Origin of the sequence: Neisseria animalis, assembly GCF_900636515.1 — a bacterium.
Classification (GTDB): Bacteria; Pseudomonadota; Gammaproteobacteria; order Burkholderiales; family Neisseriaceae; genus Neisseria; species Neisseria animalis.
This window is the reverse complement of record NZ_LR134287.1, coordinates 1214484-1228482: the sequence shown is the minus strand read 5'-3', so window position 1 is coordinate 1228482 and position 13999 is coordinate 1214484. Positions and strand designations below refer to the sequence as shown.

The 13999-nt window shown below is 53.1% G+C and carries 11 protein-coding genes; 6 read left to right on the top strand and 5 right to left on the bottom strand.

The window, feature by feature from the left end:
• The first annotated feature begins 186 nt into the window (after window positions 1-186).
• On the top strand, window positions 187-855 hold the full coding sequence (gene ung / locus EL111_RS05735; protein ID WP_123796172.1) for a uracil-DNA glycosylase: 669 nt from the start codon (window positions 187-189) through the stop codon (window positions 853-855).
• A 3-nt stretch (window positions 856-858) separates the two neighbouring features.
• On the opposite strand, the gene EL111_RS05730 is transcribed toward ung, so the two are convergent.
• A complete protein-coding gene (locus EL111_RS05730) occupies window positions 859-1542 on the bottom strand; it encodes an energy-coupling factor ABC transporter permease (protein WP_123796171.1) in 684 nt (227 codons plus the stop codon).
• Window positions 1543-1587: 45 nt separating this feature from the next.
• Window positions 1588-3501: an ATP-binding cassette domain-containing protein gene (locus tag EL111_RS05725; protein ID WP_123796170.1), complete on the bottom strand. Its 1914-nt coding sequence runs from the start codon at window positions 3499-3501 to the stop codon at window positions 1588-1590.
• A gap of 103 nt (window positions 3502-3604) precedes the next feature.
• Here EL111_RS05725 and EL111_RS05720 point away from each other — a divergent pair, with 103 nt between their 5' ends.
• Window positions 3605-3853, top strand: coding sequence for a hypothetical protein (locus tag EL111_RS05720; RefSeq protein WP_123796169.1), 249 nt, complete (start codon window positions 3605-3607; stop codon window positions 3851-3853).
• A gap of 115 nt (window positions 3854-3968) precedes the next feature.
• Here the strand turns inward: EL111_RS05720 and EL111_RS05715 are convergent, their stop codons facing one another.
• Both EL111_RS05715 and EL111_RS05710 read right to left on the bottom strand, forming a co-directional pair.
• Complete coding sequence (locus EL111_RS05715; RefSeq protein ID WP_123796168.1) at window positions 3969-5957, bottom strand: DNA topoisomerase IV subunit B; 1989 nt, start codon at window positions 5955-5957, stop codon at window positions 3969-3971.
• A 73-nt stretch (window positions 5958-6030) separates the two neighbouring features.
• Complete coding sequence (locus tag EL111_RS05710) at window positions 6031-6546, bottom strand: RNA pyrophosphohydrolase (RefSeq protein ID WP_162843002.1); 516 nt, start codon at window positions 6544-6546, stop codon at window positions 6031-6033.
• 360 nt (window positions 6547-6906) lie between these two features.
• Between EL111_RS05710 and EL111_RS05700 the strand changes: the two genes are divergently transcribed.
• Window positions 6907-8058, top strand: coding sequence for a polyamine ABC transporter substrate-binding protein (locus EL111_RS05700; protein WP_123796167.1), 1152 nt, complete (start codon window positions 6907-6909; stop codon window positions 8056-8058).
• 363 nt (window positions 8059-8421) lie between these two features.
• Here EL111_RS05700 and alaS read toward each other — a convergent pair whose 3' ends face one another.
• Entirely contained in the window at window positions 8422-11313 is a 2892-nt protein-coding gene (gene alaS, locus EL111_RS05695; RefSeq protein WP_123796166.1) for an alanine--tRNA ligase, read from the bottom strand.
• Window positions 11314-11509: 196 nt separating this feature from the next.
• On the opposite strand from alaS, the gene cls reads away from it, so the two are divergent.
• The 3 genes from cls to EL111_RS05680 all read left to right on the top strand — a co-directional run bounded on the left by cls (window position 11510) and on the right by EL111_RS05680 (window position 13895).
• Complete coding sequence (gene cls, locus EL111_RS05690; protein ID WP_123796165.1) at window positions 11510-13003, top strand: cardiolipin synthase; 1494 nt, start codon at window positions 11510-11512, stop codon at window positions 13001-13003.
• Between the two features lie 111 nt (window positions 13004-13114).
• Window positions 13115-13477, top strand: coding sequence for a fluoride efflux transporter CrcB (gene crcB, locus EL111_RS05685; RefSeq protein WP_123796164.1), 363 nt, complete (start codon window positions 13115-13117; stop codon window positions 13475-13477).
• A 154-nt stretch (window positions 13478-13631) separates the two neighbouring features.
• On the top strand, window positions 13632-13895 hold the full coding sequence (locus EL111_RS05680) for an autotransporter outer membrane beta-barrel domain-containing protein (protein ID WP_162843001.1): 264 nt from the start codon (window positions 13632-13634) through the stop codon (window positions 13893-13895).
• Window positions 13896-13999: the final 104 nt, after the last annotated feature.

The following is a 13999-nucleotide window of genomic DNA, read 5'->3' as shown; positions in this document are numbered from 1 at the left end:
GCTACGGTCTGCTTGGCTGCATTTTGCTCAGCGTTATCCGATAACAATTTTCCGCAAACAAGCCGTCTGAATATGGGGTATGCCAACCGATTCAGACGGTTTTTATGATTCCGGGCAAACACAGCCATTTCGATTTTTCAAGCATTCCGCTATATAATGCCGTCTGCAAATCTCAGGAGCGAATCCATGCACACTTGGCACGACGCAATCGGCGCAGAAAAAGAACAGGCTTATTTACAACACATCATACACAGCGTACGCCAAGAACGTGAGGGCGGACAAATCATCTACCCGCCTGCTGCCGATGTCTTCAATGCTTTCAAAGCCACCGAATTTCACCAAGTCAAAGTCGTCATCTTGGGGCAAGATCCCTACCACGGCGCAGGACAGGCACACGGCTTGGCGTTTTCCGTCCGCCCCGACATCGCCGTTCCGCCCTCGCTGGTAAATATCTACAAAGAACTGGCCGACGACATCGAAGGTTTTCAGATTCCCCAACACGGCTGCCTGCAATCTTGGGCAGAGCAAGGCGTATTGCTGCTCAATACAGTCCTGACCGTGCGTGCCGGACAAGCACATTCCCACGCGTCCCTCGGCTGGGAGAAATTTACCGACCGCGTTATCGCGCAACTCAACCAACACAGAGAACACATCGTGTTCATGCTTTGGGGAAGCCATGCACAAAAAAAAGGAGCGTTTATCGACCGCAACCGCCATTTGGTTTTGACCGCTCCGCATCCTTCCCCGCTTTCGGCCTACCGAGGTTTCTTCGGCTGCCGCCACTTCTCGCAAGCCAACAGCTATCTGCAGCAACACGGCTTAACGGCCATCGATTGGCAGATTCAGGCCGTCTGAACATCAATCCTGCCAAATACGGTTTTGCCGTTTCAAATAACGGTTGTCATCAAAAGTACTGATCCACTGCGGCTTCAATGCAATGAAAATTGCCGTGGCAATACCGCTTAAAAAAGCCTCTGCCCAAGCAATCAGAAAGAAAACGGGAAAGGCATTGCCCCACAAACCGCCGTCTGCAAATCCGCTGCCAACCGATAAAAATGCGGTTAAAAGCAGACCTGTAAACACAATACCGGCAGCGGAAGCGAGAAAGCCGTTGAGAAAGATAAAGATAAAAATATTGGGCGGCAGGCGGTTGACGCAATAACGTGCCGTCAGGTTGACCGCAAGCGGCGGCAGCAACAGCAGCAACGTATTCAGCGGATAAGTCGCCAAACTTCCGGTATGCAGCCAAACGTAAGGCAGCATCAGCAAGGCAGCAATCCAACACACGGCAGGTGCGCCCAACATCAGTGCGGCAAGGTTGACGGCAAGCAGATGATAGCTGATACCGGCCAATGTGCCGCTGTCGGTTGTAGCGGTCAGACTCCATGCTGTCGCCAGCAGCATCACGGCAAGGGCTGCCGCGGTACGGTATTGCTGTATGGCTGCCAAGGCCCGGCGCGCAGTCATGCCCAGCAGCAGGATTAAGGGCAACCATGCTGCCTGTATCCACAGGCTGCCGAACCATTCAGGATAGAAAATCATCGGAATATCTTATTTCGTACGGTTTTGCAGACGGCCTTATGCGGATTACTGCCCGCCGTTTTGCTTGGCTTCGAGCCATTCCCAGCGTTCCAGTTTTTCCAGCAGCAGCATTTCGATTTCTTCGGCACGGTTTTGCAGTGCGCCGGCTTTTTCGTAGTCTTTGAAAATTTCAGGGTCGGAAAGCTGTGCGTTGAGTTCGGCCTGTTCGGTTTCCAGCACGGCGATTTCATCGGGCAGCGCATCGAGTTCGCGCTGTTCTTTGTAGGAAAGTTTGACCGTGCGGTTGGCTTTGGGTTTGGCTTTTTCCTCGGAGGCCGTCTGAACGGCGGCTTTGTGTGTGTTTTGTGCGGTAACGGCGGCTTCGCGTTTTTTTGCGTCGATATAGTCGTCGTAGCCGCCAATGTATTCTTTCAGACGGCCTTGCCCTTCAAATACGATGCTTTGGGTGATGACGTTGTCGAGAAACATCCGGTCGTGGGAAACGAGGAATACGGTGCCTTGATAGTCGCGCAGGAGCTCTTCCAATAATTCCTGAGTGTCGATGTCGAGGTCGTTGGTGGGCTCGTCGAGTACCAGAATATTGGCGGGGCGGGTGAAGAGTTTGGCCAGCAGGAGGCGGTTGCGTTCGCCGCCGGATAGCGAGGATACGGGGCTTTGCGCACGGGCGGGGTGGAAGAGGAAATCTTCCAGATAGCTCATCACATGGCGTTTTTTGCCGCCGATTTCGACATAGTCGTTGCCCTGCCCCAAGGTGTAGAACACGGTGTCGTTTTCGTTTAATGCGCTGCGGAATTGGTCGAAATAGGCCACTTCCTGCTTGCTGCCGATGCGGATGCGGCCGTAGGTGGGTTGCAGCTCGCCCAAAATCAGCTTGAGGAAAGTGGTTTTGCCGATGCCGTTGGGGCCGATGAGGCCGATTTTGTCGCCGCGCTGGATGATGGCGGAGAATTTGTCCATGATGGCTTTGTCGCCGTATTGGAAGGAGGCGTGTTCCAATTCGGCGATGATTTTGCCGCTTTTCTCGCCGCTGTCGAGTTTGAAGTTGACTTGGCCTTGTACGTTGCGGCGTTCGGCACGCTGGCGGCGCAGCTCTTCAAGGCGGCGCACGCGGCCTTCGTTGCGGGTGCGGCGCGCTTCGATGCCTTTGCGTATCCATGCTTCTTCTTGGGCGTGGAATTTGTCGAACAGGCGGTTGTGTTCCGCTTCCACGGCCAATTCTCGGGCTTTTTTTTCGCTGTATTTGCTGAAGGAGCCGGGGTAGGAGCGCAGAATACCGCGGTCGAGTTCGACGATGCGGGTAGCGGTGTTGTCGAGAAAACGGCGGTCGTGGGTAATCACCACCAGGCTGCCGTCAAACGCTTTGAGCAGGTTTTCCAACCAGATGATGGCATCGATGTCGAGGTGGTTGGTCGGCTCGTCAAGCAGTAACACATCGGGCTTCTGCACCCATGCCTGCGCCAAGGCAACGCGTTTTTTCTGGCCGCCGGAGAGGTTGCCGACAGCCTCATGCTCGGGCAGGCCGAGTTCGCTGATGGTCTGTTTGACGGCGGCATCGAGTTTCCAGCCATCTTGAGCTTCGATTTGCGATTGCAGTTCGTTGAGTTCTTTTAACAAATGCCCGTCGCTGCCGTTTTCGAGCGCGTGGCTGACTTGGTGGTAGCGGCGCAGCAAATCGCGTATTTCGCCCAAGCCTTCGGCAACGACGTCAAATACGGAGGCGGTGTTGTCGAAAAACGATTCTTGCGGCACATATACGATTTTGAGGTTGTTTTGCAGGACAATCTGGCCGTCGTCGAGTTTTTGTACGCCGGCCAATATTTTGAGAAACGACGACTTGCCCGCACCGTTGCGCCCGATGAGGCCGATTTTTTCGCCGCTGTCGAGTTGGAAAGAGGTTTTGTCGAGCAGCGCGACGTGGCCGACGGCGAATGAAGCGTTTTCAACTTGCAGAATGTTCATGGCAAAACAACAGTGAGCTAATCAGAAAAATAGCATTATATAGCAAATCGGTCGGGACAAGCGTTTGGGACGAGCATTTGGCGACGGGTAAAATGATGACGGTTTGAGTTGGCAAACCATTAAAAAGCATGGTACGGCATTTGCCTCACTTCGTTCAGAGAAACTTATGAAGCATCAAGACTCCAAACGAAGCGTTTGCCCCCTGCTGTGGGCTGACGGACTTATCCCGTATCATTCGATTATCGAGTCGTTTTCATTTGGCTTGATGCAAACCGCAAACGGTACAGACAGTACGACAGATGTAGCAAGGCTGTATCAAACCAAATGGAAACGGCTGTATCGTGAAGATTAATGTATGCGCTTGCACAGCCGATCGGATTCTAAGTTTCATACGGATTTTCCATGAAAAGGCCGTCTGCAAATTTCAGCATTGAGATTTGCAGACGGCCTTTTGCCAATAAAGCCAATCAAATATCCACTTCGGCGGTATCGCCTTCGGCCTCCATCCAAGCACGGCGGCTGGCGGCTTCGCCCTTGCCCATCAGTTTGACGAAAATATTTTGCGTATCCTCCGCTGCGCCGTCGGGAATCTGCACTTGCAGCAGGCGGCGGGTGTCGGGGTGCATGGTGGTGTCTTTGAGCTGGTCGGGATTCATTTCGCCCAAGCCTTTGAAACGGCTGATGGAGTATTTGTTGTCGCTCAGGCCTTCTTTTTGCAGCCGCTCCAAGATGCTGTCGAGTTCGCCTTGGTCGAGGGCGTAGAATTTGCGGGCGGGCTTGGATTTGCCTTGCGCGGATACGTCGACGCGGAACAGTGGCGGCTGTGCAACGTAGATATGGCCGTCTGCAATCAGCTTGGGGAAGTGGCGGTAAAACAGGGTGAGCAGCAATACTTGGATGTGTGAGCCGTCCACGTCGGCATCGGAGAGGATGGCGATTTTGCCGTAGCGCAGGCCGCTGAGGTCGGGGCTGTCGCCCGCTCCGTGGGGGTCGACACCGATGGCGACGGAAATATCGTGGATTTCGGCATTGCCGAACAGCTGGTCGGGGTGGACTTCAAAGCTGTTGAGCACTTTGCCGCGCAGGGGCAGAATGGCTTGTGTGGCTTTGTCGCGGGCGAGTTTGGCGGAGCCGCCGGCGGAGTCTCCTTCGACTAGAAACAGCTCGTTTTCGCGGATGTCTTCGCTTTCGCAATCGGTGAGCTTGCCGGGCAATACGGCCACGCCGCTGCCTTTTTTCTTCTCGATTTTTTTCACCGAGCGCATGCGGGCTTGGGCTTGTTTGATGGCGAGGTCGGCGATTTTTTTGCCGAATTCGACGTTTTGGTTGAGCCATAATTCGAGCGGGTCGCCCGCCACGGCGGCAACGAGCTTGAGTGCGTCGCGGTTGGTGAGTTTGTCTTTGGTTTGGCCTTGAAACTGCGGGTCGAGCACGCGCGCGCTCAATACGAATGCGGCTTTGCCGAATACGTCGTCACTCTGCACTTTTACGCCGCGCGGCAGGAGGTTGTGCAGGGTGATGAAGTTGTTGACGGCTTGGAAAACGGCTTGTTTCAGGCCGGCTTCGTGGGTACCGCCCAGCGGGGTGGGAATCAGGTTGACATAGCTTTCGTTGGCACAGCTGCCTTCTTCCAGCCAAGTCAGGGCAAAAGCCGCGCCTTCGCCAACGGAAAAGTCGCCCTCGTGGCCGTCTGAAATATAGTTTTCACAGGAAAATACGGGCACGGCTTCCCGGGCTTCGCTGATGAGGTCGGCCAGATAGCTTTTGAGGCCGTCGGGATAATGCCAGGTTTGCGTGACGGCTTCGTCCGCGCCTTTCAGACGGCGTGTCAGCGATACGGTAACTCCGGAAAGCAACACGGCTTTGGCGCGCAGCAAACGCTCCAATTCGGGAATGCTGTATTGCGGGGTTTCAAAATATTTGCCGTTTGGCCAGACGCGTACTTCGGTACCGGAATCTTTAACCGCGCATTTGCCGATTTCGGTGAGCGGCCCGATGACGAAGCCGTCTGAAAAAACGATGCGGTGGATTTTACCTTCGCGCTTGACGGTCACTTCCAAACGGGAAGAGAGTGCGTTGGTAACGGATACGCCCACGCCGTGCAGCCCGCCGGAAAAAGCGTAGGCACTGCCGCCGTCTTTTTTGTTGAATTTGCCGCCCGCGTGCAGCTGGGTGAATACCAGCTCCACCACCGGCAGGCCTTCGGCCGGATGGATGCCGACGGGAATGCCTCGGCCGTTGTCTTTTACCGACAAGGAACCGTCGTCGTGGATTTCCACTTGGATTTCGGAAGCATAGCCGCCCAAGGCTTCGTCAGCGGCATTGTCGATGACTTCCTGACAAATGTGGGTGGGGCTGTCGGTGCGGGTGTACATGCCCGGACGTTCTTTAACCGGCTCGAGTCCCTTGAGGACGGTGATGCTGGATTCGCTGTATTGTGTTTGTTTTTGTGCCATAAATAATAATATGAGGCCGTCTGCAAAATCATGAAAAACAACGCTTCCAGACAGTCTGAAAGCGTTGTCGGTTTTAATTGTCGGCGGTACGCGCGGAAAACTCGGCAAAGCTTTCCAAACCACGCAGGAAGCGGGACAATTCGCTTAAAGCACCGAGATATACGTCTCGCTTGAAGTCGATTACTTCATCTACCGGTGCCCAATATTGGTGCCAACGCCAGCCGTCGAATTCGGGGTAACGGGTGGCGCGCAGATTGACATCGCTTTCACGCCCTACCAAACGCAGCAGATACCAAATCTGCTTTTGCCCCCGATAGGAGCCTCGCCATTCGCGCCGCACCCAATGCGACGGCACATCATAGCGCAACCAATCCTTTGTACGCCCCAGAATTTTCACATGCTGCGGCAGGAGGCCGACTTCTTCCAAAAGCTCGCGGTACATCGCCGTTTCAGGGCTTTCGCCCGGCTTGATGCCGCCTTGCGGAAACTGCCACGAATGCTGGCGTACACGCTTGCCCCAAAATACCTCGTTGCGGTCGTTGGTCAGAATAATCCCGACATTGGGGCGATAGCCTTCTCTGTCTAACACGGTGTCGCCCTTTGATAAGATAAATTTAATCCCGCAATTTTCCCACAATTTTGGCAGTTTTGACAAATCCGCGACATACTCGTCATGCCGTCCGAATATACATATCCGATTATTTTTTGTTTATGATGAAAACCATAGCGGAAATAATAGTGGAAAAAGCAATTTTTCTCATTTTAAGGTATTGCATTTGCAAGGCTTTTGCCGTTTAATGCGAACCTTGAAACCCAAGGGCTGCAAGCGGACACTCCGGGCGGCCGCCCCCACAGTTTTCCTTTTGTATGTGGCAAAGGCTGCCCGCAACGGCAACAAGCCCGCCCACCGCTGCAATTTTCCGATATTTCAAACAAAAGGACTGTATCCATGAAAAAATCTCTTTTTGCCGCTGCCGTTGCAGCGCTCGCCTTAGCCGCTTGCGGTGGTTCGGAAAAACAATCTGCCGAAACCGCCCGCTCCTCATCCGAACCGCAAAATGCCGCAGCCCAAAGTGGGAATCTCAATATCTACAACTGGTCCGATTACGTCGATCCCGAAACCTTGGTCGAATTTGAAAAGGCCAACGGCGTTAAAATCCGCTATGACTATTACGACAGCAACGAAGCATTGGAAGCCAAAGTGCTGACCGGAAAATCCGGTTATGATCTGGTTGCTCCTTCTGTGTCCAATGTCGGCCGTCAGATTAAAGCAGGCGCGTATCAGGAAATCGACAAAAGCCAAATCCCCAACTACGGCAACATCGACCCCAAATTGTTGGAAATGCTTGCCTCTGTCGATCCGGGCAACAAATACGCCGTACCGTATTTCTGGGGCCTGAACACGCTGGCCATCAATAAAGATATGGTTGCCAAAGCATTGGGTACAGACCAACTGCCTGAAAACGAATGGGACTTGGTGTTTAATCCCGAATATACCGCCAAGCTGAAATCCTGCGGCATCAGCTATTTCGACAGCGCCATCGAACAAATTCCGCTTGCCTTGAACTACATCGGCAAAGAGCCCAACAGCGAGAACCCTGAAGACATCAAAGCCGCTGTTGAAATGATGAAAAAAGTGCGTTCCGACATCAAACGCTTTACCTCTTCCGGCTATATCGATGATATGGCCGCAGGCAATCTTTGCGTGGCCATCGGCTACGGCGGCGACTTGAACATTGCCAAAACCCGCGCCAAAGAAGCGGGCAACGGCATCAATATTCAAGTATTGACACCCAAAAGCGGTGTAGGCGTTTGGGTAGATTCGTTCATGATTCCGATTGATGCACAAAATGTTGCCAACGCGCACCAATACATCAATTACACGCTCGATCCCGAAATCGCTGCGAAAAACGGCAATTTCGTTACCTACGCTCCGGCAAGCCAACCTGCCCGCAAGCTGATGGAAGCGCAATATGCTGCTGATGATTCCATCTTCCCGAGTGAAGCCGTATTGGAAAAAAGTTTCCTGATTGCACCTAAATCAAACGATACCAGCAAACTTTCCGTTCGGTTGTGGCAAGGTCTGAAAGCAGGACAATAAAATACTGCTGCCTGATGAAGCGATGATATCAAAAAGGCCGTCTGCAAATCCGATTTTGCAGACGGCCTTTTTATGGACAGATAATATAGTCGAATAAAATAAGAATGATACAGCGTTGCTTTGCCTTGCCGTACTATGTGTACTGTCTGCGGCTTCGCTGCCTTGTCTCATTCTTATTTTATTCGACTATACCATGTCATTCTGTGTCAAACCGACTATAAAATCCTCCCCACAGGCAGGCGCATTGAATTTTGCAAAGGTCTCAGGCCGGGAGATTGATTCCGTTCCATAGAAAAGGCCGTCTGCAAATTTTAGCGTTGAAGCTAAAATTTGCAGACGGCCTCTGTTATATCAAATCTCAAATCAACCCAGCTTACTGCCAATCCAGCCTTCCACACTTCCCAGTGCATCAGCCAGTTTCTCAACATCACTACCGCCTGCCTGCGCCAAATCGGGACGGCCGCCGCCTTTGCCGCCGATTTGCTCGGCCACGGTTTTCACCAAGTCGCCGGCTTTGACTTTGGCAGTCAGCGGTTTGGATACGCCCGCGCAGAGGGAGACTTTGCCGTCATTAACCGCAGCCAGCAGCACCACGGCGTTGTCAGCTTTTCCGGTCAGGTCCGTCACGATGTCGCGCAATGCGCCTGCTTCGGCATCGATTTGGGCGGCGATGAGTTTGGCCGCGCCCAAGTCTTTTGCGTTGTCAAACAAAGCCGCGCCCGTGTGTACCGCCAGTTCGGATTTGGCTTTGGCCAATTCTTTTTCCAATGCTTTGGTTTGCGCGGCATTGGCTTGGATTTTGGCCAATACGTCTTTTTCGGTTTGTGCTTTCACTTCAGCGATAATGTCTTTCACCAAGCGTTCTTGGCTTTGCGCCCATTGCAGGGCATTGAAACCGGTGATGGCTTCGATACGGCGGATGCCGGCGGCGATACCGCCTTCGGAAACGATTTTGAAGAGGCCGATGTCGCCGGTGCGCGCAACGTGGGTACCGCCGCACAATTCGGTGGAGAAGTCACCCATTTTCAATACGCGCACTTCGTCGCCGTATTTTTCGCCGAACAGCATCATGGCACCGGATTTTTGTGCATCTTCCATGCTCATGATGGCGGCGTTCACTTCCACATTGGCCAAAATGGCGGCGTTCACGCGGCGTTCTACTTCGGCGATTTCCTCGGCGGTAACGGCCTGCGGGTGCGAAATATCGAAACGGGTGGATTCGGCGGTTACCAACGAACCTTTTTGTTCGACGTGGCTGCCCAATACATCGCGCAGGGCTTTGTGCATCAGGTGCGTTGCGCTGTGGTTGCGCATATTGGCATTGCGGATGTCGTTGTCGATTTTGGCGGTAACGGCATCGCCCACTTTCAGACGGCCTGAAACCTGCACGCCGAATTGACCGAATACGGCAGCTTTGATTTTTTGCGTATCGCGTACTTCAAAACGGTTGTCGCCTGCGAAGATGAAACCGACATCGCCGACCTGGCCGCCCGATTCGGCATAAAACGGCGTGAAATCAATCACCACCGCGCCGGTTTCGCCTTCGGCCAACTCGTCCACAGCTTCGCCGTCTTGGTAAAGCGCGATGATCTTTGCTTCGGTTTGGCGTTCGGTATAGCCTTTGAATTCGGTATCTCGGCCTTCGTAAGCCAGCTGGGTGTTGGCTTTGAAGTTTTGGGCGGCGCGGGCGCGGTTGCGTTGCGCTTCCATTTCGCGCTCGAAACCTTCTTCGTCCAACTCAATACCCAATTCGCGTGCCATGTCTGCGGTAAGGTCGTACGGAAAACCGTAGGTATCGTACAGTTTGAAAATGTGTTCGCCGGAAATAATCAGTTTGCTGTTGGCGATGTTTTCGTTGAGGTATTTTTCCAAAGCATCGGCAAACGGTTTGCCTTGCGCCGGTACTTCACCATCTTCCACCACATCTTGAAGGCTGACGGTAACGGTTTCGTTCAGACGGCCTTCTGCCTTCGGGGTAACGGCAATTTGCTTGTTGCCGCCGATGTTTCGCGATACGGCGGAAAACTCGAGGCCGTCTGAAGTTTTTAAGGTCAGCGGTGCGGCATTTCCAGACGGCAGCAGGCTTTCCAGCTTCATGAATTTCATGCCGTTCAATACTTGGTTAAACAAACCCATGCCGGTTTCCAAGGTTTGTCCGAACCGCGTTTCTTCGCCGCGCAAGGCTTCCATAATCTGGGTTTGTTTTTCTTTCAGCTCCGGATAAGCATCGCCCATTTCTTTCACTAAGTCAGGTACAAGTTTGTAGAAAAAGGCGTTTTTCTGACCCAATTTGTAACCGTGGCGCACGGCGCGGCGGATGATGCGGCGCAATACATAACCGCGGCCTTCGTTGGAGGGCATCACGCCGTCTGCAATCAGGAAGGAACACGAACGGATATGGTCGGCAATCACTTTCAGACTGGGCACGTCCATGCTGAATTCGCTGCCGGTTTCACGGGCAACCGCTTTGAGCAGGTCTTGGAACAAATCGATTTCGTAATTACTGTGCACGCCCTGCATCACCGCCGCCATGCGCTCCAAGCCCATACCGGTATCCACGCTCGGCTTGGGCAGCGGGTTCATGTTGCCCGCCTCGTCGCGGTTGTATTGCATGAATACGCAGTTCCAGATTTCAATCCAACGGTCGCCGTCTTCTTCCGGGCTGCCCGGAATGCCGCCCCAGATTTCTTCGCCGTGGTCGTAGAAAATTTCGGTACACGGGCCGCAGGGGCCGGTATCGCCCATCTGCCAGAAATTGTCGGAAGCATAGCGGCTGCCTTTGTTGTCGCCGATACGCACGATGCGCTCGGCCGGCATACCGATTTCGTTCAACCAGATGTTGTAGGCTTCGTCGTCTTCTGCATACACGGTAGCCAGCAGTTTTTCTTTCGGCAGGTTCAGCCATTCTTTGCCGGTAAGGAAGCCCCATGCAAAGTGAATCGCATCGCGTTTGAAATAATCGCCGAACGAAAAATTGCCCATCATTTCAAAAAAGGTGTGGTGGCGGGCGGTGTAGCCGACATTTTCCAAATCGTTGTGTTTGCCGCCGGCGCGCACGCATTTCTGCGCGGTGGTGGCGCGGTTGTACGGGCGTTTGTCGAAACCGAGGAATACGTCTTTAAATTGGTTCATGCCGGCGTTGGTAAACAGCAGCGTGGGGTCGTCGTGCGGCACGAGTGAGGAGGAACGCACGACTTGGTGGCCGTGCTGTTCGAAATATTTCAGGAATTTTTGGCGCAGTTCGGAAGTAGTCATGATGGTGTTTTCTAAATTAGGGTGTCTGTTGTCGGAATATGCAGACAGCAGGTTTTAATGCCGTCTGTAAAATAAAAACAATCTCCGTATCTTACCGCAAATCGCCATTTCAAGCTATACGGATAAAATGTGCGGAACGCGAATATTCATGTGATTTCCGCTATAATCCGTACTTTACCCTTAAAACCTTATCGAAATGCAGTTTTTCAGCCAGATCCGCTGGGCGGAAGTTTTCCTGTTTATCCATACTGTTGCCGCATTAGGCTGTATGCTCCGCGTATTGTACAAACAGAAAAACATCGGTTCGACTTTTGCCTGGCTGATTATTCTGTTTCTCTTTCCTTTATTCGGCACGGTTACCTATCTGCTCATCGGCGAACCGCGTTTGGGTACGGCGCGGGCAAAACGGACGGACGAAATGAACCGCTTTTACCGGGGATTTGCCGACAAATATCTTGCTGATGTTTATTTGGATGTCAGCCATCAGCTCAAACCGCATTACTACGGCATCAGCAAAGCGGCGGCCGGCATAACCGGATTGGGAGCGACGCAGAGTAATGCGGTAACACTGCTTTCAACAACCGACAGTATTGTCGAGCGTATGATTGCCGATATTGAGGCGGCAGAGCATTCCTGTATGCTGGCGTTTTACATCATCGACCCCAAAGGCAGAATTGAAAACCTGCTTGAAGCCCTGATACGCGCCTCAAAACGCGGTATAGATTGCGCGATACTGGCAGACGGCGTGGGCAGCAGCGGTTTTTTCAAAAGCAGTTGGGTCAAGCGTTTGCGTGAAGCGGGCGTTGAAGTCGAACGCGCCCTGCCCGTCGGTATCTGGCGCACCTTGTTTACCCGCACCGACTTGCGAAACCACCGCAAAATCCTCGTTATCGACAGCAAAATCGGCTATACGGGCAGCTTCAATCTGGCTGACCCGCATTACTTTAAAAAAGATTCCGGTGTCGGCGAATGGGTAGATGTCATGATGCGCTGCACCGGCCCGCTGGTATTGGAACTTTCCGCCGTATTCTTTGCCGATCTCGCTGTGGAAAACGATGAAAACCTGCAAGGCATACAGCAATACCTGACCGAACACCAAGAGCGCATTCCCAAACTCTTGCCCGAAAAAATGCGGCAGGGCGATGTTGTGGCGCAAGTGATTCCCTCCGCTCCCGAACAGGGCAGCCACGTTATTTACGAAACCATTATCAGCGCCATACACTCTGCAACGCGCAAGGTTACAATTACCACACCGTATTTCGTTCCCGACGAGCCGCTGCTGCTGGCCTTAACCATAGCCGCCAAACGCGGTGTGGAAGTTACCCTGATTGTGCCGGCCAAAGTCGATTCGCTGATGGTGCGCTATGCCTCCCGCGCCTATTACCCCATGCTGCTGGAAGCAGGCGTTAAAATCGCAGCATTCGAAGGCGGACTGCTGCACGCCAAAACCTTAACCATCGATGAAGACTATTCCCTGTTCGGCACGGTAAACATGGACATGCGGAGCTTTTTCCTGAATCTGGAAATCAGCTTGGCCATTTATGATAAAAACACCACCGCAAAAATCTACGCCCTTCAGCAAAGCTATCTTGCCGACAGCAGCTACATCAGCGTCAAAAGCTGGCAGCAACGCTCCAAATGGTGGGGTTTGGTAGAAAATACGGTAAGATTGGTCAGCCCCTTGCTGTAACCAATCTCTGCAAAATACCGGAAAGGCCGTCTGCAAAACCGCCCTACACTGATTTTACAGACGGCCTTTGACGGCTCTCCACAACGCAAGCGGACAACCCACCCTCCGATAATGTTACACACACTGCTTCCCATCGCTGTCGGCGCAATATCCGGCGCCCTTCTCCGCTGGCTGCTCGGCACATTGTTTGCCGCAGGCAGTTGGCTGTTTTCCCCTGCTATTCTTGCCGCCAACTGGATAGGCGCGTTTGCCATCGGTATTTGCGCCGAATGGATACAGCATCCGCAATGGCGTTTGTTGCTGATTACCGGCTTTCTCGGCAGCCTCACTACCTTTTCCGGTTTTTCGCTGGAAATCGTCAACCTGATGCAGTCGCAGCGTTGGGGTGCAGCGTTCCTTTCCGCCGCACTCCATCTCGGCGGCTCCATCGTACTGACCGCCGCCGGTATCTGGCTGGTGCAGCAATTCAAATAATACGCTGACTGCCGTCTGCAGTTGCTTCCCATGCCCCGACCGCTTTCCAACAAATGCCGCCGCTTCACCAAATTTAAAAATCTTGACGGTTGCGTAACCAAGTTTTACGATACATCTGATTTTAAAACAAACCGATACCGTCCGATTCCGCATTTTGCAGACGGCATTTGCCGCCGGCGGTGCAACGCTGCATCCGTATGCAGGTTTGTATTATGTCGGCAGCCACGGCGACACCGATACCCGCTTCAACAACGCCCACTTCAAAATCGCCCATGCCGGCAACCGCTTCGCTGCCCGCGCCGGTTTGCGTGCGATGTTGTCGCCGAAACACAGCCTGAGCGCGGAAATCGAAACCGAACAAGGCAGCAGAAGCCGCCGCGCCTATCAAGCCAATATCGGCTACCGTTTCCAATGGTAAAATTCGGCCGGTAATCAAAAAGCCGTCTGCAAACAGCACAGCGCAATCAGAGATTGATGTGTCTGTTTGCAGACGGCTTTTTGAATTTTTAGCACCGTTTGGCA

Coding starts and splice junctions, on each gene's coding strand:
- ung (WP_123796172.1), top strand. CDS start 187: ATGCACACTTGGCACGACGCAATCGGCGCAGAAAAAGAACAGGCTTAT.
- EL111_RS05730 (WP_123796171.1), bottom strand. CDS start 1,542: ATGATTTTCTATCCTGAATGGTTCGGCAGCCTGTGGATACAGGCAGCA.
- EL111_RS05725 (WP_123796170.1), bottom strand. CDS start 3,501: ATGAACATTCTGCAAGTTGAAAACGCTTCATTCGCCGTCGGCCACGTC.
- EL111_RS05715 (WP_123796168.1), bottom strand. CDS start 5,957: ATGGCACAAAAACAAACACAATACAGCGAATCCAGCATCACCGTCCTC.
- EL111_RS05700 (WP_123796167.1), top strand. CDS start 6,907: ATGAAAAAATCTCTTTTTGCCGCTGCCGTTGCAGCGCTCGCCTTAGCC.
- alaS (WP_123796166.1), bottom strand. CDS start 11,313: ATGACTACTTCCGAACTGCGCCAAAAATTCCTGAAATATTTCGAACAG.
- cls (WP_123796165.1), top strand. CDS start 11,510: ATGCAGTTTTTCAGCCAGATCCGCTGGGCGGAAGTTTTCCTGTTTATC.
- crcB (WP_123796164.1), top strand. CDS start 13,115: ATGTTACACACACTGCTTCCCATCGCTGTCGGCGCAATATCCGGCGCC.